This is a genomic window from Sphingomonas sediminicola, assembly GCF_014489515.1.
Taxonomy (GTDB): domain Bacteria; phylum Pseudomonadota; class Alphaproteobacteria; order Sphingomonadales; family Sphingomonadaceae; genus Sphingomicrobium; species Sphingomicrobium sediminicola.
The window spans coordinates 2,045,451-2,063,964 of sequence record NZ_CP060782.1; the positions used below are offsets into that span (position 1 = coordinate 2,045,451).

Annotated in this window: 16 protein-coding genes and 4 pseudogenes; 4 read left to right on the forward strand and 16 right to left on the reverse strand. The window is 64.6% G+C overall.

Going from position 1 to position 18,514, the window contains the following annotated elements; translation table 11 throughout:
• Positions 1–59 precede the first annotated feature (59 nt).
• Positions 60–1,502, forward strand: a complete 1,443-nt coding sequence (locus H9L14_RS11065) for a UdgX family uracil-DNA binding protein (RefSeq protein ID WP_187708142.1) — start codon at positions 60–62, stop codon at positions 1,500–1,502.
• Here the strand turns inward: H9L14_RS11065 and H9L14_RS17460 are convergent.
• From H9L14_RS17460 to H9L14_RS11110, 10 genes and pseudogenes are all read right to left on the reverse strand, one after another.
• Positions 1,499–2,922 (reverse strand): annotated as a pseudogene (locus H9L14_RS17460) (TonB-dependent receptor). The gene H9L14_RS11065 and the pseudogene H9L14_RS17460 sit on opposite strands and share 4 nt — an antisense overlap.
• Complete coding sequence (locus H9L14_RS11075; protein WP_187708144.1) at positions 2,919–3,617, reverse strand: TonB-dependent receptor plug domain-containing protein; 699 nt, start codon at positions 3,615–3,617, stop codon at positions 2,919–2,921. The pseudogene H9L14_RS17460 and the gene H9L14_RS11075 overlap by 4 nt, the downstream one beginning before the upstream one ends.
• Positions 3,618–3,715: 98 nt before the next feature.
• Positions 3,716–4,408 (reverse strand): cytochrome P450, encoded by a 693-nt coding sequence (locus H9L14_RS11080; RefSeq protein ID WP_187708145.1) that lies wholly within the window; start codon positions 4,406–4,408, stop codon positions 3,716–3,718.
• The gene (locus tag H9L14_RS11085; RefSeq protein ID WP_222949812.1) at positions 4,357–4,701 is read right to left on the reverse strand and encodes a cytochrome P450; all 345 of its coding nucleotides are present in this window, start codon (positions 4,699–4,701) and stop codon (positions 4,357–4,359) included. The genes H9L14_RS11080 and H9L14_RS11085 overlap by 52 nt, the downstream gene beginning before the upstream one ends.
• Positions 4,702–4,778: 77 nt before the next feature.
• The gene (locus H9L14_RS11090) at positions 4,779–5,057 is read right to left on the reverse strand and encodes a hypothetical protein (protein WP_187708147.1); all 279 of its coding nucleotides are present in this window, start codon (positions 5,055–5,057) and stop codon (positions 4,779–4,781) included.
• Positions 5,058–5,139: 82 nt separating this feature from the next.
• Positions 5,140–5,319, reverse strand: a complete 180-nt coding sequence (locus H9L14_RS15090; RefSeq protein WP_222949813.1) for a hypothetical protein — start codon at positions 5,317–5,319, stop codon at positions 5,140–5,142.
• Entirely contained in the window at positions 5,283–5,741 is a 459-nt protein-coding gene (locus tag H9L14_RS11095) for a DJ-1/PfpI family protein (protein ID WP_222949814.1), read from the reverse strand. Before H9L14_RS11095 ends, H9L14_RS15090 begins: the two co-directional genes overlap by 37 nt.
• A 4-nt stretch (positions 5,742–5,745) precedes the next feature.
• On the reverse strand, positions 5,746–9,162 hold the full coding sequence (locus H9L14_RS11100) for a chromosome segregation SMC family protein (protein WP_187708148.1): 3,417 nt from the start codon (positions 9,160–9,162) through the stop codon (positions 5,746–5,748).
• 27 nt (positions 9,163–9,189) lie between these two features.
• Positions 9,190–9,942 carry a thioredoxin domain-containing protein gene (locus H9L14_RS11105; RefSeq protein ID WP_187708149.1) on the reverse strand — a complete coding sequence of 251 codons (753 nt, stop codon included), beginning with the start codon at positions 9,940–9,942 and terminating at the stop codon, positions 9,190–9,192.
• A 4-nt stretch (positions 9,943–9,946) separates the two neighbouring features.
• Positions 9,947–10,519: a DUF721 domain-containing protein gene (locus H9L14_RS11110; protein WP_187708150.1), complete on the reverse strand. Its 573-nt coding sequence runs from the start codon at positions 10,517–10,519 to the stop codon at positions 9,947–9,949.
• A 91-nt stretch (positions 10,520–10,610) separates the two neighbouring features.
• On the opposite strand from H9L14_RS11110, the pseudogene H9L14_RS11115 reads away from it, so the two are divergent.
• The 3 genes and pseudogenes from H9L14_RS11115 (at position 10,611) to H9L14_RS11125 (ending at position 13,125) form a co-directional block, all read left to right on the forward strand.
• Positions 10,611–11,545, forward strand: a pseudogene (locus H9L14_RS11115) (A/G-specific adenine glycosylase).
• Complete coding sequence (gene nudC / locus H9L14_RS11120; RefSeq protein WP_187708151.1) at positions 11,535–12,380, forward strand: NAD(+) diphosphatase; 846 nt, start codon at positions 11,535–11,537, stop codon at positions 12,378–12,380. The pseudogene H9L14_RS11115 and the gene nudC overlap by 11 nt, the downstream one beginning before the upstream one ends.
• A 76-nt stretch (positions 12,381–12,456) precedes the next feature.
• Positions 12,457–13,125, forward strand: coding sequence for a c-type cytochrome (locus H9L14_RS11125; RefSeq protein WP_187708152.1), 669 nt, complete (start codon positions 12,457–12,459; stop codon positions 13,123–13,125).
• 19 nt (positions 13,126–13,144) lie between these two features.
• Here H9L14_RS11125 and H9L14_RS11130 read toward each other — a convergent pair whose 3' ends face one another.
• The 6 genes and pseudogenes from H9L14_RS11130 to sdhC all read right to left on the reverse strand — a co-directional run bounded on the left by H9L14_RS11130 (position 13,145) and on the right by sdhC (position 18,360).
• Complete coding sequence (locus H9L14_RS11130) at positions 13,145–14,041, reverse strand: LOG family protein (RefSeq protein ID WP_187708153.1); 897 nt, start codon at positions 14,039–14,041, stop codon at positions 13,145–13,147.
• 41 nt (positions 14,042–14,082) lie between these two features.
• Positions 14,083–15,473: pseudogene (creD, locus tag H9L14_RS17465) on the reverse strand (cell envelope integrity protein CreD).
• A 95-nt stretch (positions 15,474–15,568) separates the two neighbouring features.
• On the reverse strand, positions 15,569–15,844 hold the full coding sequence (locus H9L14_RS11140; RefSeq protein WP_187708154.1) for a hypothetical protein: 276 nt from the start codon (positions 15,842–15,844) through the stop codon (positions 15,569–15,571).
• A pseudogene (sdhA, locus tag H9L14_RS11145) lies at positions 15,841–17,639 on the reverse strand (succinate dehydrogenase flavoprotein subunit). Before sdhA ends, H9L14_RS11140 begins: the two are co-directional and overlap by 4 nt.
• Positions 17,636–18,031: a succinate dehydrogenase, hydrophobic membrane anchor protein gene (sdhD, locus tag H9L14_RS11150; protein WP_246444118.1), complete on the reverse strand. Its 396-nt coding sequence runs from the start codon at positions 18,029–18,031 to the stop codon at positions 17,636–17,638. The pseudogene sdhA and the gene sdhD overlap by 4 nt, the downstream one beginning before the upstream one ends.
• Positions 18,028–18,360, reverse strand: coding sequence for a succinate dehydrogenase, cytochrome b556 subunit (gene sdhC, locus H9L14_RS11155; protein WP_187708155.1), 333 nt, complete (start codon positions 18,358–18,360; stop codon positions 18,028–18,030). The genes sdhD and sdhC overlap by 4 nt, the downstream gene beginning before the upstream one ends.
• Positions 18,361–18,514 lie beyond the last annotated feature (154 nt).

The following is an 18,514-nucleotide window of genomic DNA, read 5'->3' on the forward strand; positions in this document are numbered from 1 at the left end:
CCGGGCGCAACTCGCCGCGGTTAACTCGGTTAACGTCTGACGTGTTGCAAGAAGGACCCATGATCGACGCGCATCGCGTCACCCTGGCCTCGGAGGACGACTTCGACGGCTGGCGCGATGCCGCCCGCGACCTCGCCGAGGCAGGCGTCCCGCCGGACGCAATCGTCTGGCGCGTGGACGGATCGGAAGACGACCTTTTCGCCAAAGAGGCTCGGCAGCCGACCGGCGCCAGCTTTCCCGTTCCACGGCCCTTCATCGACCTCGCGAAGAGCGTCGTCTGCCACACCGACCCCGAACGGTTCGCTTTGCTCTACGCAATGCTCTGGAAATTGCGCTCCAACCGCCATGCCATGGAAGATCGCGCGGATCCGCTGGTCGACCGGCTCGAGAATTTGGCCAAGGAAGTCCGCCGCGACGTGCACAAAATGCACGCTTTCGTCCGCTTCCGGGTGGTCGAGCAGCCCGACGGAATGACGCGCTTCATCGCCTTCTTCGAGCCCGACCATCACATCGTCCGGCACGCCGCCGGCTTCTTCGTACGCCGCTTCACAAACATGCGGTGGTCGATCCTGACGCCCGAGCTTTCGATCCATTGGGACGGCGAAACGCTTTCTGAAGGTCCTGGCACGACGCGCGCGGAGGCGCCCGGCGGCGATCCGCTCGAGGCGATGTGGACGACCTATTATGCCTCCATCTTCAATCCGGCACGCCTGAAGGTCGGCGCAATGCTGAAGGAGATGCCGAAGAAATACTGGCGCAACATGCCGGAGACCTCACTCGTTCAGCCTTTGATTGCGAGCGCTCGCAATCGGGAGTTGGAAATGATCGACCGGGCAGCGGCCAAGGAAGGCCTCAGAGAAGCGCTGGAAGCGGAACGGCGGATTGAGCCAGGCGGAAACCTGCGCAAGTCCTGGGAGGCCCTGTTCAAGGAGGCGCGCGGGTGCACCCGATGCGACCTCTACAAGCGCGCCAACCAGACAGTGTTCGGCGAGGGCCCGCTCGACGCGTCCATCATGTTCGTGGGCGAGCAGCCCGGGGACCAGGAGGACGTCGCCGGACGCCCGTTCGTCGGACCGGCCGGCCAGGTTTTTGACGAGGCCTTGGAGAGAGCAGGGATCCCGCGTTCGGAAGTCTACGTCACCAATGCGGTCAAGCATTTCAAGTTCGAGCAGCGCGGCAAGAAACGCATCCACAGCAAACCCAATGCGGGCGAGATCGAAGCTTGCCGCTGGTGGATCGACCAGGAGCGCTCGCTGATCCGCCCGCCGGTCACCGTCGCGTTGGGAGCGACCGCTGCCCGCTCGATCCTCGACAAGGTCGTCACGATCAGCCGCGTGCGCGGCTCGCCCATTGCGCTTCCGGACGGCGGCGAATGCTGGGTGACCGTCCACCCGAGCTTCCTGCTCCGCATCCCCGAACCGGACCGTAAGCGCGAAGAACGGGCGAAGTTCGTCGACGACCTCAAACGCGTCCGCGATCGCGCGGCGGAGCTGGCTTCCTAGAAGCCGAACCTCAACTGTGCCTTGATCGCTCGCGGTCCGCCGGGAGCGATGTTGTTGTCGCTGTGGGCGGTCGGGAAATAGTCGGCCCCGAAGATGTTCTCGACGTTGATCTGCGCCTCGATGCCCAGCATCAGCTTGTAATAGGCGGCAGCGTCGACCCGTGCGTAGCCCGGCAGCTTCACGTTGTTGCTGATCGAAGCATAGGACTTCGACCGGGCAATCACGCCAAGCCCGAGACCGATCGTGTCCGAGACATCATAGCGGTTCCAGAGCGAGAAACTGTGCTTCGGAACCAACGGCACGTCGCGGCCTGCCGGAGCTGACGCAGTCGTCTTGGTAATCTCCGCCTTCTGCCAGGAATAGCCTGCCGAGACCTGCCAGCGGTCACTGATGCTGCGCTCGAGACCCAACTCTAAGCCCTTGCTTCGCTGGGCGCCTGTCAGCACGGTCTGCTGCGTAAGCGGGTCTATCGCACGCGTGTTGGTACGGTCGAGCCGATAGATTGCGGCGGTGGCGAGCAGACCGTCGATCGGGGCCCACTTCGCGCCCAGCTCGTAATTGTCGAAGCGTTCTGGCTTCAGGTCGGCGGTCGTCGAGGTCAGGCCGCTGAACTGGTCCCCGATTGCGGCAGATAGGATCGGCTGTAGCTGGTGTAGAGTGACAGATTGTCGCGCGGCTTCAGGATCAACCCGAAGCGCGGCGACCAGAGCTCGTCCCGTCGGCTGAAGTCTTCGCTCGCAGGGCGCAGGTCGTTCACCGATAGCTTGAAACTGTCGAACCGCAGGCCCGCGACGATCTCGAGCCATTCGGCGGGGCGGATCTGATCCTGGACGTATACTGCCGCGACCGTCGCCCGGGTGCGGTTGTTCGCATCGCTCGCAGACGAAGTGAAGGAAACGTTCTTGTCGACGCTCGCATCCGAAATCGGCGTCGTATTTCCGTTCAGGAAGGTACCCGACATCCGCTGGTTGCGGGACTTCTGCCGCCCGAACTCGAAGCCGAACAGCAATGTCTGGTCGATCCCGCCAAGGCGATTTTCCCAGACCAGGTCCGTCTGGCTGAACAGGTTCTGGCGGTTGTTGCGGTTGTTGTAGGCGCCGAGCGTAACCAGTCCCGTCGCGGAGCTAAACGAGCTCGGATAGATGTTCTGGTAGAACTTGTCGTAGTCCGCGAATTGCGTGTGGTTCTTGAGCGTCAGGCCGTCCGCAAGCTCATGCTCGACACTGAATGTGCCGATGTTGACGTTCGCCTTCGAATGGCTGTCCTCGGGATCGCCGAAGAAGGTCCGGTCAAAGCCCTTGATCGGCCGGTCGCCGTCGGCCGGGACGCCGCGGTCTGACGTCCGGTAGTCATGGAAATATTCGTAGCCGATATCGATGCGGGTGTTCGGGCCGGCCTGGAACGCGAGCGTAGGGTTCACGCCATAGCGTTCGAGGTTGACGTGCCGGCGGAAGCTGTCGCCATTCTCGTAAAGGCCGTTGACCCGGAGCCCGACACCGGAGGCGATCCCCTGATCGACGTCGCCGGTGAGACGAAACCCCCGAAGCTGTCTGTCGAGGTCAGCGCCTCGCGATAATCGCCAAAAGTCGCGCGCTTCAGGACGCGGTTGACGACCCCACCGCCACCGCCGCGTCCGAAGATCATCGCGTTCGGGCCCTTCAACACCTCGACGCGATCGACGTTGTAGAAGTCGCGGAAATATTGCGCGTCGTCACGGACGCCGTCGATGAAGAAGTCGGCGGTCGAGTTGTTGCCGCGCAAGGTGAACTGGTCGCGATTGCTCTCGCCAGTCCCTGGAGTGGCGCCGGGAACGAATGTCAGCAGCTCCGCGACGGAGCGGATCGACTGGTCCTCGATCTGCTTCTCCGAGATGACCGTCAGCGCCTGCGGGATGTTGCGGATGTTGGTGTTGGTCTTGGTAGCCGTGCTCGTGTCTCGCGCGCCATATTCGCTGCGCTGGCCCGTGACGATGATCGCCTGGTCGGCCGCTTCGGCAGCCGCCGCCGACGTCGCCTCGGACCCAGCCCCTTCGGACAAATCCGCCGCGGCAAACGCTGGAGAAGACATGCCTGCCAACAATGCGGCGGCGAACGATACAGTGGTGAGCCCCTTCATGCGGACGGCTACTATCGTTATTGATAGTCATTCGCAATAGCAGAACTGGCGCTTGCCGAACTGTCCGATCAAGCTTCCCGATAAACCCCTGAATTCGTTCAGCGCGTCGATAGCATAAGCGGAAGACCACCTTCCTGGCGCAGAGTGACCATTCCGGACGGACGCACCTTTCTTCCAGGGACGGGGGCGAATCTCCACTGGCTGAGCCACGTCGCGAGGATCGTCAGCGCTTCAGCCATTGCGAAGCGAGCGCCGACGCAAGTGCGCGGGCCAGCGCCGAACGGCAGATACTGGAAACGGTGCCGTTCCTGCCTGCGACCAGCAAACCGATCGGGATCGAACGCATCAGGCTCGTCCCACAGGTTCCTGTGACGCTGAATGATCCACGGCCAAATGGACACCAGGTCGCCAGAATTCACTTCATGCTCTCCGAGCATGTCTGGCCCGACCGCCTCGCGATCGAAGCGCGGAACGGGCGGATAGAGGCGGAGCGTTTCGTCCACGACCGCCCGAAGGAATGGCAGCCGATCCGAAAGACCCGCATCGACCCCATTCTCCAGGGCCGACCGCGCCTCCTTGGCGACCCGCTCCTGCAATTCCGGCTGTTCGCTAAGGACAAACAAGGTCCAGCTCGTCAGGTTGGCCGTCGTCTCGTGGCCGGCGAGATAGAAGGTTGCAGCGTTGTCGATCGCCAACTCGATCGCTTCCTCACGCGGGAATTGGTCGAGCAGCGCCCGGATCATTGCCGTGACGAAATCGTCCGGCGCGTCGCTACCGAGCCGCTCGCGCACGATCGCGCCCAGCGTCGAACGCAGGAACTGCTGCCCTGCCCGGCCCCGCCGCCCTTTCGAGTTACCGGGATCAGTGGCATGCCCAGCAACGCCTGGATCCGGGCTTCGCCGACGCCCTCCATGGCGGCGGTGATATGGTCCATCGCCTCTGGCGTCGTGAGCCGAGGGTCGCCGCTGAACAAAGCCGTGGCGATCACCCGCATCGTCGCCGAGGTCGCTTCGACGGCCATGTCGCGCGTGCCGGCCTGCCATGACTGCGCAATGTCCTGCCCGACTTCGCCGAACAAAGGCATGAGCGCGTCCACCGCGGGTGGTGTGAAGCTCGCCGCAACAATCTTGCGCTGGGCGCGCCAAAGCTCGCCCTCCGACGTCAGAAGGCCCGCCCGATCGTCGGCCCGAGGATGCGCTTCACCAGCTTCGGCTTCTCGTAGTTCGACGCGTTGTCGAGCAGCACGCGCTGCACCCAGTCGGGTTGCAGGACAACATGCACCGTGTGGCCCAGGATGTTGCGCTTGAAATACCAGTTCTGGAAGGCGAGCTGGGACCAGCCGTACACCGCGGTCCGCGCCCGTTCCCCCAGGAAGCCGCGCCAGGTCGGAACGGGCTTCGGCCGGCGTGGAGGATGCGGCGGGACCCAGAGCTTTGTCACCGGCCTGCCAAGCGCTCCGCAGCGGCGCGGACGCGCTCCTCCCTGTCGGGCGCCATGCGATCCGAGCGCTCGTAGACTTGTTTCACGAGCTGTTCACCCGCCTTGGACGGAGTGCCGGAATCGAACGGCGGATGCGGATCGTACTCGAGCCCAGCTGGATCGCGCGTGCGTAATCCTCTCCCTCGATCTGCGCGGTGAGTGCCAATGCGAAATCGATCCCGGCCGTCACTCCGCCGCCCGTGACCCGGTTGCGGTCGAACACGACGCGCTCCGCGACCGGCTCCGCCCAAACAGCTTGAGATAGTCGCGCCATGCCCAATGAGACGTCGCACGATAGCCTTCGAGCAGTCCGGCCGCACCGAGGATCAGCGAACCAGTGCACACGCTCGTCATCCATTGCGCCCGTTCGCCGACGCTCCAGACCCAGGCAAGCGCGTCGTCATCGTGCATGACATCGACGCAGCCGAAGCCGCCGGGGATGCAGAGAATGTCCGCTTCGGTCACCTCGTCGAGCGTTCCCGTCGGAAGCAGTGCAAAGCCGCTGTCGGTCTGGACCGGATCGAGCGACTTCCAAACGAGATCGACCTTCGCATTTGGTAGGCGCGAAAGCACCTGCGCCGGACCGGTAAGGTCGAGCTGCGTGACGTTGGGAAAGACGAGGAAGACAACGCGTGTGGGCTTCATACCCCTATTCTGCAGCGAGAAGCGTCTCCGCGCCACCGAGGTCGACAGAAACCAGCCTGCTGACGCCTTTCTCGATCATGGTCACGCCGTAGAGCCGATGCATTCGGCTCATCGTCACTGCGTTGTGAGTCACGATCAGGTAGCGCGTGTCCGTCTCGCGGGTCATGCGGTCGAGCAGGTCGCAGAACCGCTCGACGTTCGCGTCGTCCAGCGGCGCGTCGACTTCGTCCAGCACGCAGATAGGCGCAGGATTGGTCAGGAACAAAGCGAAGATCAGCGCAACGGCCGTGAGCGCCTGCTCGCCGCCTGACAGCAGGGTGAGGGTCGAGAGGCGCTTGCCAGGAGGCTGCGCCATGATCTCCAGTCCCGCCTCCAGCGGATCGTCGCTTTCGACCAATTCGAGATGCGCCTGCCCACCATTGAACAAGGTCGTGAACAGGTCGCGGAAATGCGTGTCGACCTCGCGGTATGCGTCGAGCAGCCGCACCCGGCCTTCGCGATTGAGATTGCCGATGGACCCGCGCAGGCGATGAATCGCCTGAGTCAGTTCCTCTGCTTCCTCGGCACCCTTCACCCGGGCCTCGTCTAACTCGGCCAGCTCCTGCTCGGCAACGAGGTTGACCGGGCCGATCCGTTCGCGCTCGGTGGTCAGGCGTTCTAGCAGCGCCGATTGCGCGTCCGCATCGACCACTTCGTTTTCGTCGAAGCCAAGCTTCTCGGGTAGCCGCTGAGGAATGCACTCGAAACGCTCGAAGCAGACGCGGCCATATTCCGTGCGGCGCGCTTCTTGCGCTTCTGCCCGCGCCGAGGCCGCGGCGCGGCGTTCGCGAGCAGCAGACAGAGATTCGTTGGCGGTCGCAAAGGCCGAAGCCGCCTTGGCGACTTCGCCCTCCGCAGCACGCTCGGCCTCCGCAGCGGCGGAGGTCAGGCGGCCGCACTCGCCGGAGCGATTCTCCAATTCGCCGATCGCCTCGTCGAGGCGCGCGGGTTCCTGGCTGAGTTGCTCGCGCTCGGCGCTTTGCTGGCACTGGCGTTCGACGGCCAAGGCGAGGCGGCGTTTCGCGTCGGCGTGACGCTTGCGCCATTCCTCCTGCTCACGGCCCGCAGTTCCGTGACGTTCCCGCGCTGCGGCAGTCTCGCGCGCACGCGTCGCGGCTTCGGCACGCTTGTCGGCGACGGCCGATCCCGCGCCCGACGCCCGCGACCGCGCACTTTCGACATCGGCTTCAAGCGCCGCCGGATCGGGCAATCCAGCGATGACCGCTTCAGCAGCGCGGAGTGCTTCGGCCGAAGCTTCGGCTACCGGCTTCAAGTCTTCCGCGCGCTGCGAAATAGCTTCGCGCTGGTCGTTCAGCCGATCGATCGCAGCGGCCGCGGCGTCGGCTGCGCGATCCGCCTCGCGGCCGTCGCGCTCGGCAGCGGAGGCAGCTTTACGCTGCTCGTCACCCTCGGTGCGCCAGCGTTCGACATCGCGAGCCGCCTGGTCGCGCTCTGCCGAAGCCGTGTCGACCGCCTTCTCCAAGCCCGGAAGCTGCTTTTGCAACTCGGCCAGCCTGTTCGCGCGGATCAGGCGCTCAGCCGCGGCCGCACCGGAGCCGGTCGAGACAAAACCGTCCCACCGGCGCAGCCCGCCCTCCAGCGTTACGAGCCGCTGGCCGACTGCAAGCTGCTGGCCCTTATCTTCATCTGCCACGCCGATCTGACGAAGGCGCCGAAGAAGCTGCGCGGGCGCCCGGACATGATCGATCAGCGGCTCCACGCCGGAGGGGAGCGATGGATCGCTCGCCATAGCCTCGCTTCCGGTCCACCGCCTCGGGCCGCCTCCGCCGATCGCCGCATCGGCATCTTCGCCGAGTGCCGCGGCCAAGGCCCGCTCATAGCCCGAATCCGCCGACAGGCTTTCGATAGCCGAGCCACCGCCATGCTGGAGCGCCCGCTCCAGCGCCTGAGCCTCTGCCTTCGCTGCGGATAGCGCGGCGCGTGCCGCCGCCAGGTCGCTCTCCGAAGAATCGCGGCGCTCGGCGGCGGTTGCGCGTTCGCGTTCGGCGGCCTCGAGCTTCTGCTCGGTATTTGCCTGCGACCTTTTCGCGGCCTCTGCGCGTTTCAGGGCCTCGTCGCGTGCCGACTGCTCGGCTGATCCCGAGCCGAGCGCCTCTAGCTGCGAAGCAAGCCGCTGCTTTTCCTGCTCGGTCCTTTGAAGCTGCGCTCGCGCGGCCTCGAGGGCAGCTTCGGCAACCCGGCGCTCGGCTCGCATCGCGGCCTGGCGGGTCAGGAGGTCGGCAAGAGCCGCCTCGGCTTCGCGCGATTTGGTTTCGAGATCGGCGAGCTCACGCCCAATCCGGGCCGACTGCGCTTCATCATCGGACAGGCGGTGATCGATTGCCGCACGCTCGGCGTCCAGCTCGGCGATCCGAGCCTCGGCGTCGTGACGAAGCGCCTCCTCGCGCTCGACATCCGACGCAAGCGAGGCATCCAACCGGTCGAGCTCGGCAAGCCTCCGAACGACCGTGTCTCGCCGCGCGCGGGTCGTCGCCAGCTCATGCGCAAGCTCGGTCGCGCGTTCGCGCGCTTCCGCCAGTTCGTGACGGCGCTGGTTGAGAAGCGCCGCGGCCTGATCCTGCGCCTGCTGCGCGTTCGCCATCGCGCCCTGCAGCGCCGAGACCTGCCCTTCGGCTTCCCGCGCCTCTTGCGTCGCTGCGGTCGCTGCCAAATCCGCCTCGACCCAGCGGGCGTGAACCAGCCGAGCCTCAGCCGAGCGGATCTTGTCCGACAGCTGGCGATAACGCTCGGCCGCGCGCGCCTGCCGCCTCAGTTGCGCAGCGCGCTGCTCCTGATCCGACAGAAGCTCGGCCAGCCTCGTAAGATTCGCCTCGGTCGCACGAAGTTTCTGCTCGGCGTCCTTGCGGCGGGCATGAAGGCCGGAAATGCCAGCGGCTTCCTCGAGCAAAAGCCTCCGCTCGGTCGGCTTGGCCGCGATGATCGAGCCGACCTTGCCCTGACTGACCAGCGCCGGAGAGTGCGCGCCAGTCGCCGCGTCGGCGAACAGCAGGGAGACATCCTTGGCGCGGACGTCGCGACCATCGATCCGGTAGGCCGAGCCGGTGCCCCGCTCGATCCGCCGGGTGACCTCGCTCTCGCCCGCCTGCCCTTCATCGCCGTGCTGACGCTCGAGGAGGATCGAGACTTCGGCGAAGTCGCGCTGCGGCCGCGTCGCGGTGCCGGCGAAGATGACGTCGTCCATCCCGCCGCCGCGAAGCGACTTCGGGCTGCCTTCGCCCATCACCCAGCGAATGGCTTCGAGGAGGTTGGACTTGCCGCATCCGTTCGGACCGACGACTCCGGTGAGCCCCGGTTCGATCCTTAGCTCCGACGCTTCGACGAAGCTCTTGAACCCGCTGAGTTTCAGCCGGCGGATGCGCAACTTGTCTCCCCCACCCTCACATGGCCGCTATCCGCGTTCGCCGAGGGCGTCGCGGAGTTGCGGTTCAAGCTTGTCCCAGGTCGCGGTCTGCTGGAGGAGCTTGCCGTTGATGACGAAGCTCGGCGTGCCGCTGAATTCGGGGAATTGCGAGGTCGCGTCGCCGTTCATCTGGACCAGCAAGTTGATCTCGTTTTGGTCCGCCAGGCAGACATTGCTCTTCGCCGACGGAATACCGCGCTGGGCCGCCCACGGCACGAGGCCGGCGAGCTTGGCAATTTCCGTGAACTGCTTTTCCGGGCCGACGTTCTGCAGCGCCTCGAACTGCTCCTTCGGCACTTCCTGCAGCTTGCCCGTCCATTCACGCTGATTGGTATAGAGAGCGCGAGTTACCGGGAAGAAGCGGTCCGGACCGCCGCAGCGAGCGATGAGCGCCGCCGTAAGGTCGAAAGGATCGCGGACGAAATTGCGGAATTCGTAGCTGACCCGGCCGCTCTTCACGTAATTGTTGATGAGCGGTTCGCCGCCCTTCTCCTCGAATTCGGCACAGTGCGGGCAGGTCATCGAGCCGAACTCGATGAGCTTCACGTCTGCCTTGGGGTTGCCCATCAGGAACCCACCTTCGGGCGTGCGAACGACCATCTTGGTCCAGTCGCCACCATTCGGGGCGGCGACGGCTTCGATCGGCCCGGAGTCGGTCTTCGTCGTCGATCCCTTTTCGGCATTGCAGGCCGCGCTTGCGAAGATCGCCGTTGCGGCGAGCAGGACGTAGGCTGGCTTCATCAGATCATACACTCCGAAACGTAATGGGTATGGGATTGTCGTCGGGTCCATCGACCGTCGGCGTGCCGCTTGTAGACACAATTTTTCCGGCAAGCGATTCGAGACAGGCGCGAAGCTCCGGGTCGGCAATCTGGCGAAGTCCCTCACCAAGCTCTTTGGAAACAGGGCTTGATTGCGGCCGTTCTGGTTTTGGAGAGCGCGCCAACGGCCTTCCCTGACGGAACACGACCCTGTCGATGGCCTGATATCCAAAGAAACGGTTCACGCGCTCGATGATCAGTGGCGCGAGATGCTGAAGCAGAGGTGAATGGGCGCCTTCGACCAGCAGCGTCAGGACGCCGCCTGATTTCTTGCCGGTCGGGAATCTGATCGATTCGGGTGATGAAACCCGGGCATAGCGCTCGCCAACGATTTCGCTCCAGCGGCTGACGATTGCGCTCTGGACGAAGCCGAAGCGGCGGAACGCCACTCCGCCGATCTCGCCGACAAGTTCGCCGGCCGCGCGCGCACGGCCGGAGCGCGGTGCATCTTCGGCGCCGGCTTTCCGCTTCGTCGTTGGAGACTTTGGCTTCGCCATCTCAAGGAGGTCATGCCATAGGGAAAGTGTGCCCGCCAACCGCTTGCTCCAACATTATGTGGATAACGCCCGGCGGCTTCCGTGGCGGGCAATGCCGGGAGAGACGGCGCCGGACCCTTATCGCGTCTGGTTAAGCGAGGTGATGCTCCAGCAGACTACGGTCGCGGCAGTCACGCCGAGGTTCGAACGGTTCATTGCGCGATGGCCGACCGTCGAGGCGCTGGCTGGCGCAAGAGACGAGCACGTGCTCTCCGAATGGGCGGGCCTCGGCTATTACGCCCGCGCCCGCAACCTGATCGCCTGTGCTCGGGAAGTGGCAGCTCGCGGCGGGTTCCCCGACACGGAGGAACAGCTTCGGCAGCTGCCGGGGATCGGGGCCTATACGGCAGCCGCTATCGCTGCGATTGCGTTCGGACGGCGCGCGCTGGTCATGGATACCAACGTCGAGCGGGTGGTCGCGCGGTTGCACGCGATCGAAGCCCCCATCGCCGAAAGCAAGCCGCGCCTCCGTGAACTTCTGGACATGATGACCCCGGTGGAACGCGCGGGGACTTTGCCCAGGCGATGATGGATCTCGGGGCCACCATCTGCAGGCCCAAGTCACCCGACTGCCCCGCTTGCCCGCTGAACGCCGGTTGCTCAGCCTTTGCTTCCGGCGAGCCCGAACGTTTCCCCGCTCCAAAGCGCAAGGCAGTCCGCCCAGCACGATATGGTGTCGCCCACTGGATCGAGCGAAGCGGCAGCATCTGGCTGGTTCGCCGCCCGGCCAAGGGGATGCTCGGTGGAATGGCGGCACTACCGGGCCCGGACTGGACCGATGAGCCCGCGCCGGCCGAGACAGCACTCGTCCACGTGTCCCACGTCTTCACGCACTTTCACCTCGAGCTGGCGGTCGTAGCGTCCGACAGCCCAACAGGCGAAGGCTGGTGGCAGCCGCTCGACCGGCTTGTCGACGCGGGCCTGCCGACGCTGTACCGCCGCGCCGCCGATTCGGTACTTGAAGCCAGGAGCGCCCTTGCGGCCTGAACCTTTTTTCTCCGGCCCCGGAATCGATCGCGCGGACCAGGTCCGTGTCGACGAGGCCCGGCTTGCCGAGATCGCTAATCGGGAAGATGGCCTGCAGCTTCAGTGGCGGGAGGGATTGCCCGCCATCGGGGCAGATGGAAGGCTGGAATGGCAGCCTGCCGCCTCGTCAGATTTGTTCCTCGGAATTCAGGACGGCGCTCCCCGTTTCTCCGCGACCGAGCAACCGCACGCCAATGCCAGGGCAGCCTTCGATACGATCGGACTGCTTCGCGATGACGAGGCGCCCCTGTTCGCGGCCGCCCTCAGCCTCGCCTGGTGGCATTCGCGGCATCAATTCTGCGCCAATTGCGGAGCTAGCACCGAAATCGAGCGCGGCGGATGGTCGAGGCGCTGTCCCGAATGCTCGGCCCAACATTTCCCGCGCGTCGACCCGGTCGTCATTATGCTCGCCGAGCATGAGGGCCGCCTTCTTCTCGGACGCCAGCCGCAATATCCGCCCGGGCGCTACTCCGCGCTCGCGGGCTTCCTCGAGCCTGGCGAATCGATCGAGGCGGCAGTCGCCCGTGAGCTGCACGAGGAAGCAGGAATCGCGGTTGCGGACGTCACTTACGTTGCAAGCCAGCCCTGGCCTTTTCCCTCGTCGCTGATGCTGGGGTGCCACGCCCGAGCACTCGGCAGCGATCTGACCATCGACACCACCGAGCTCGACGATGCCCGCTGGTTCACCCGGGACGAGGTCATGGCGGCGCTCGCAGGCCATCCTGACGCGACCTTCCAGCCACCCCCACGCTTCGCGATCGCGCGAACGCTCCTGGAGCAATGGCTCGCGGCTTGATGAACTGCAGAGTCGTCCGTAAAGGAGCGGCGCAAATTCCATTCAGATAGCCTCGGCATTCGCCGTCGGGAGACCCATGGACGACCGTTTCAACACTATCGCCGGCTGGACCTTGTTTGCCGGAATCGTGGCTCTTGGAGCCTCCATCGTCGCCGGCGAAACCTTCAAGAGCGAGCGGCCCGAGGAGATGGGCTATCCGATCGAGGGAGTCGTTCAGGAAGGTGCAGGCGCTGCCGAAGCAGAGAAGCCGATCGCTTTCTATCTCGCGAGCGCGGATCCCGCGGCCGGCGAGCAGGTTTTCAAGAAGTGCACGGCGTGCCACAATGCGGACAAGGGCGGCGCCAACGCCCTTGGCCCGAACCTGTGGGACGTGCTCGGCGAGCCCGTCGGCAAGGGCAAGGGCTTCCCCTTCTCGCCTGCGCTGTCGGGCGTTGGCGGCACGTGGAACTGGGACAACATGAGCGCCTGGCTGACGAGCCCGAAGAAGTTCGCGCCGGGAACGAAAATGACCTTCGCAGGCCTCAGCAACCCGCAGGACCGCGCGAACGTGATCGCGTTCCTGAATACCCACAGCGACAGCCCGCTCCCGCTTCCAGCCGCACCGGCCGAAGCTGCTGCGCCCGCCGCCGGCGAAAAGGCCGCTGGCGACAAGGCGGCTGGCGCCGAAGCCGGCAAGGAACCCGCGGCTGCGGAAGCCAGCGCGGAAGCCAAACCGGCCGCCAAGGAAGCCGCTCCGGCCCACTAAGAACGGCGCGACGAGCCGCCTATTCCGGTGTGCCGGTCCGCTCTCGTGGCGGCGCCGGATGCTCTTCGTAGAAGCTCTCGACGAAGTTCCACGCTTCCTTTGCATCTTCGCACCAGTGGAAGATGTCGAGGTCGTGCGGTGCGATCACGCCCTCCTCGACCAGCGCCTCGAAGTTCACGACTTTCGTCCAGAACTCCTTGCCGAACAGGAGGACCGGCAGCGGCCGGACCTTGCCGGTCTGGATCAAGGTCAAAAGCTCGAAGAACTCGTCGAACGTGCCGAACCCGCCCGGGAAAACGGCAACCGCGCGTGCGCGCAGCAGGAAGTGCATCTTCCGAAGCGCGAAGTAGTGGAACTGGAAGCTGAGGTCCGGGGTAACGTAGCGGTTCGGAAGCTGCTCGTGCGGAAGGACGATGTTGAGGCCGATGGACTCGGCCCCGACGTCGATCGCGCCGCGGTTCGCGGCTTCCATCACCGACGGTCCTCCACCCGAACAGACGACGAAGTGCCTCTTTCCGTCCTCGTCGCAGCCGCAGCTGCTGGCGAGCTGCGCAAGCTCGCGGGCAACGTCGTAAAAGAGCGATTTGGCTTTCAGCCGCTCCGCGATCGCGCGCTGGCGATCGTCGGTCGCGCCGGCTACGAGCGCATCGGCTAGCGAAGGCTCGGGGATTCGCGCCGACCCGTAGAAGACGAAAGTCGATCCGATCTTCGCTTCATTCATCAGCAATTCGGGCTTCAGAAGCTCGAGTTGGAAGCGAACCGGCCGCAGATCCTCGCGAAGCAGGAAGTCGATGTCTTGGAACGCGAGCTTGTAGGCTTCGCTCTCGGTCTGTGGGCTGGAGGGCACGTGCCGAGCGGATTTCGCATCGACCTTTGCCTCCGGAAAAATGCGCTTTGGCGGTACTGGATCAGTCATCGGGTTGGGGGCTTAGCCGAGCAAGCCCCCAACCCCAAGTGCTAGACTTCTTCCGGCTTGCGCGGAGCGCTCCAGTCGACCCGGCGTGTCCCGTACATGACCCCGGCAAGCGCCGCGAAGAGCAGCAGCGAGCCGATCAGCAACGAGAAGGCCTCGAGGCTGAGAAGCACGTAAAGGACCGCATAGAGCCCGACGAGCAGGCCGCCGATGAAGTATGCCCTGCGCCAGCTGTTCAGCACGGCTGCGGAATAGGCGGTGTTCAGTCCCGCGATCGCCGCCGACGCGACGATGTAAGCGAAGGTGAAACCAATCACTTCCGCGAAGGCCAGCAGCAGTACGAAGAACAGGACGATTGCCGCGCCCATCAGGAGATATTCGACCGCGGACACGCGAACGCCGCCGATCACGTCGAACATGAGCAATGCGAGGAAAGTGAAGCCGATGAACAGGAAGCCGTACTTCGTCGCCCGGTTGACCTGCGAATAGAGATCGACCGGCTGGATCAGGTTGATGCTCGCCACCTGCGGAGCGCCTGCATCCCTCGCGACATAATCGTCAGGAGTCGCGGGCCGTACCTTCTCGACGACATTGCTCTGGCCTGCGTCGCCGGTGGAGACGAGCGACTTTCCGAGCGCGAGGTTGCCGATCCGGTAGGTCGCCTCGAACCCCTTCGTGTCGACGCTTCGCTGCTGGGGAAGGAAATCGCCTCCGAACGAAGGGTGCGGCCAGCCAGAGCGGACGGTCCAGACGGTCTCGCCGGCCTGCGGCGCATAGGTCAGCGACGAATTGCCGCGCAGCTCGTACTGAAAGCGGACGGCGATTGGCTGGGAGGTTAGGCTGCTGGCATCGATCCAGGCAAAGAAGCCGCGCCCCCTCCGCTTCCGCCGCCCGGCTGGAGGCGAAGGCGAGCGCCGTTCACGATGACCTGCGGATTGGCGCCCAGGCCACGCGGGTCGCTGACGCCGAAGCGAAGCTCGGCCCGCGACAGGTCCATGTCTTCGATCTTCACCCCATTGCGCGAAAGGTCAGGCGGAAAGGCGAAGCGAGCCGAACCGGAAAGTTTCGCATCATAGACGACCGCCTCGTAGATGGAGCGCTTGCGACGTTCTGGCGCGACCGTCGTCGAAAGCTCGGCCACCTCCGGCGAAAGCGTAAGTTCGCGCATGACCTCGCGGCTGCGGGTGATGCTCTGCCCGCGATCGACGATCGTGTCGGTGGTCATCGCGCGATAGGGAATGACGAGCATCGGGCCCGACATCGCCTGCGGCCCGCCCCAGCCCTCGGTGATCGAGCTCGTTGCTTGTTCGGATTGTGTCTGGCGGTCGTAGACCAGCAGCCAGACGGAAAAGAGCGGGATCGACAATGCAGCGCCGATCAGGATCGCCAGCAATAGTTTGAAGCCAGGCGTTCGCTCGCCTTCGGTTCTCAGCACGTATTCCTCCAATCAGGTGATCACGAGCCTGGAACTGTGACCTGATCACCCTTGAGCGGCCTGAGCAACTCCTGATGCTTTGGTGAAAACGGTACTTAGCGGTCGAATTGATTACGTTTCATCGCGAAGGCGATTGCGGCGCCGGCTCCGGCAAAGATCAGGGCGAAGCTTGCGTTCAGAGACAAATCGAGCCGCCAGAAGGCTGGTCGCTTGTCTTCAGCGGTCAGCAGGAAAATCAGGCCCCAGCCGACGATCGTCACAACCGTGCCGGCAAGCATGGACGGCACGATGCGCCAACCGAGTTGCTGGACTGTAAGGAAGGCGACGGCAGCGCTGACCAGGTACAGCAGCCAGAGCAGGGTCTCGTTCAATACACGCGCGCCTTCGGCTTGATGTACTTGATGTCGTCGGTAAGCGTGAAGTCGTGGACCGGGCGATAGTCGATCTTCACCGATCCGCCCTTGCCGCCCCAGCCGTCGAACCAGGCGACGGTGTGCTTCATCCACTTCTTGTCGTCGCGGTCCGGGAAATCTTCGTGCATGTGCGCGCCGCGGCTTTCCTTGCGATTCTCGGCGCAATGCATCGTCACCACCGCCTGAGCGAGGAGGTTGTCGAGCTCGAGCGTCTCTACGAGGTCGCTGTTCCAGATGAGGCTGCGGTCGCTGACCCGCACGTCCGCCATCTTCCTGTAGACCGCATCGATCTTGCTGACGCCCTCGGCAAGCGTCCGCTCCGTCCGAAACACTGCGCAGTCGGCCTGCATCGTGCGCTGCATTTCCAGCCGGATCTCGGCGGTCGGCGCATCTCCCTTCGCCTCGCGAAAATGGTTGAGCCGCTGCAGCGAAAGGTCCGCCGAATCCTTCGGAAGCTCCTTCTGCGCCGCATTCGCCTTGAGGATTTCGCCGAGACGGAGACCGGCCGCGCGGCCGAACACCACCAGGTCGATCAGACTGTTGGAGCCGAGGCGGTTGGCGCCGTGCACGGAAACGCAGGCCGCTTCGCCGACTGCGAACAGGCCGGGGACGACAGAGTCCGGATTGCCGTCCTTCAGGGTAACGACTTCGCCGTGGAAGTTCGTCGGGATGCCGCCCATGTTGTAGTGGACCGTCGGGACAACCGGGATCGGTTGCCGAGTCAGGTCGACGCCCGCGAAGGTCTTCGCGGTCTCGGTGATTCCCGGAAGCCGCTCGTGCAGGATCTTCTCGTCGATATGATCGAGGTGAAGGAAGATGTGGTCCTTGTTCTCGCCGACGCCCCTGCCCTCACGGATTTCCATCGCCATCGAGCGTGACACGACGTCGCGGCTGGCGAGGTCCTTGGCGCTGGGGCATAGCGCTCCATGAAGCGCTCGCCCTCGGAATTCGTCAGGTATCCGCCCTCACCGCGCGCACCCTCGGTGATGAGAACGCCCGCACCGTAGATTCCGGTCGGGTGGAACTGGACGAACTCCATGTCCTGCAGCGGGAGGCCCGCGCGGAGCACCATCGCATTGCCGTCGCCGGTGCAGGTGTGTGCGGAGGTGGCGGAAAAATAGGTGCGGCCATAACCGCCGGTGGCGAGCACCACGGCCTGCGCACGGAAGCGATGGATGGAACCGTCGTCCATGCACAGTGCGACGACGCCGCGGCACTCACCGCCTTCCATGATCAGGTCGAGAGCAAAATATTCTATGAAGAAGTCGGCATCATACTTCAGGCTCTGCTGGTAGAGCGTGTGAAGCATTGCATGGCCGGTCCGGTCGGCAGCGGCGCAGGTCCGCTGCGCGGCCGGCCCTTCACCCATGTTCTGCGTCATTCCGCCGAATGCGCGCTGGTAGATCTTGCCGTCCGCCCTACGGCTGAACGGCATGCCCGCATGCTCGAGCTCGATAACCGCAGCGGGAGCTTCGCGGCAGAGATATTCAATCGCGTCCTGGTCCCCGAGCCAGTCCGAGCCTTTGACGGTGTCGTACATGTGCCAGGTCCAGTGGTCCGGACCCATGTTGCCGAGGCTGGCGGCGATTCCGCCCTGCGCGGCGACCGTATGGCTGCGTGTCGGGAAGACCTTGGTGATGCAGGCGGTCTTCAGTCCCTGGTTCGCCGCGCCCATGGTGGTGCGAAGGCCGGCGCCACCTGCGCCGACGACGACGACGTCGTAAGTATGATCGACGATCTTGTACGCGCTCAAGCTGCGCCTCCAAATGCGATGCGGCCCAGCGCGAACAGCGCAAACGCAGCGCCCCCGACCGCTACGAACAGCAACAGGGTGTTCAACGCGAAATTATTTCCCGGCTCGTGCACGTAATCGTCCACGACCACCTTCAGGCCCTCGAGCCCGTGGTAAAAGGACGTGATCACGAACAATGCCATCGGCACCGCTCCAAGCGGCGAGCGCAACCATTCGCGAACGGTCGCATAATCCAGAGTCGGCAGGAACAGCAGCGAAGCAATCAGCCAGACGCCGAGAACGAGCAGCGCGAGGCTGGTCACTCTCTCTGAAATCCAATGGTCCCCACCTTCGTGCGCGGAGCCGAGGCCACGGACCTTGCCAAGCTCGGTCGAGCTATCACCCAGGCTCATTTCACTACTCCGAGAATGTAGAACCATAATGCCGCCGTCAGGACGACGGATCCAATGATCGTCAGCAAAGCAAAGGTCTTGTTGGGACCGAGCTCGAAGTTAGCGCCCGTATCCATGACCAGATGGCGGACGCCCGACAGCAGATGCTGGAAGAAGGCCCAGGTCAGTCCGATCAGGACGACAAGGCCGACCCAGGTGCCCGCGATGGCGCTGAAGTCGCCATAAGCTTCATTCCCGCTCGCCAAAGAAAGCAGCCACCAGGTCAGCACCGCCAGGCCGGCCACGGTAAGCGCTCCACCGGTAATCCGATGCAGGATGGAGACGGTCATGCCCGGCCCCACCGCCAGATACCGAGGTGCGGCGACAGCGGCCGCGCGCGTTGTTCTGCCATGAGGGCTACTCTCCTGTTGGTCTGCAGGCCGTGCCGGCCCTGAAGGTCGAAGCCCGATTAGGCGCGGGTCCGGCGTGAGGCAAGATTCGTGG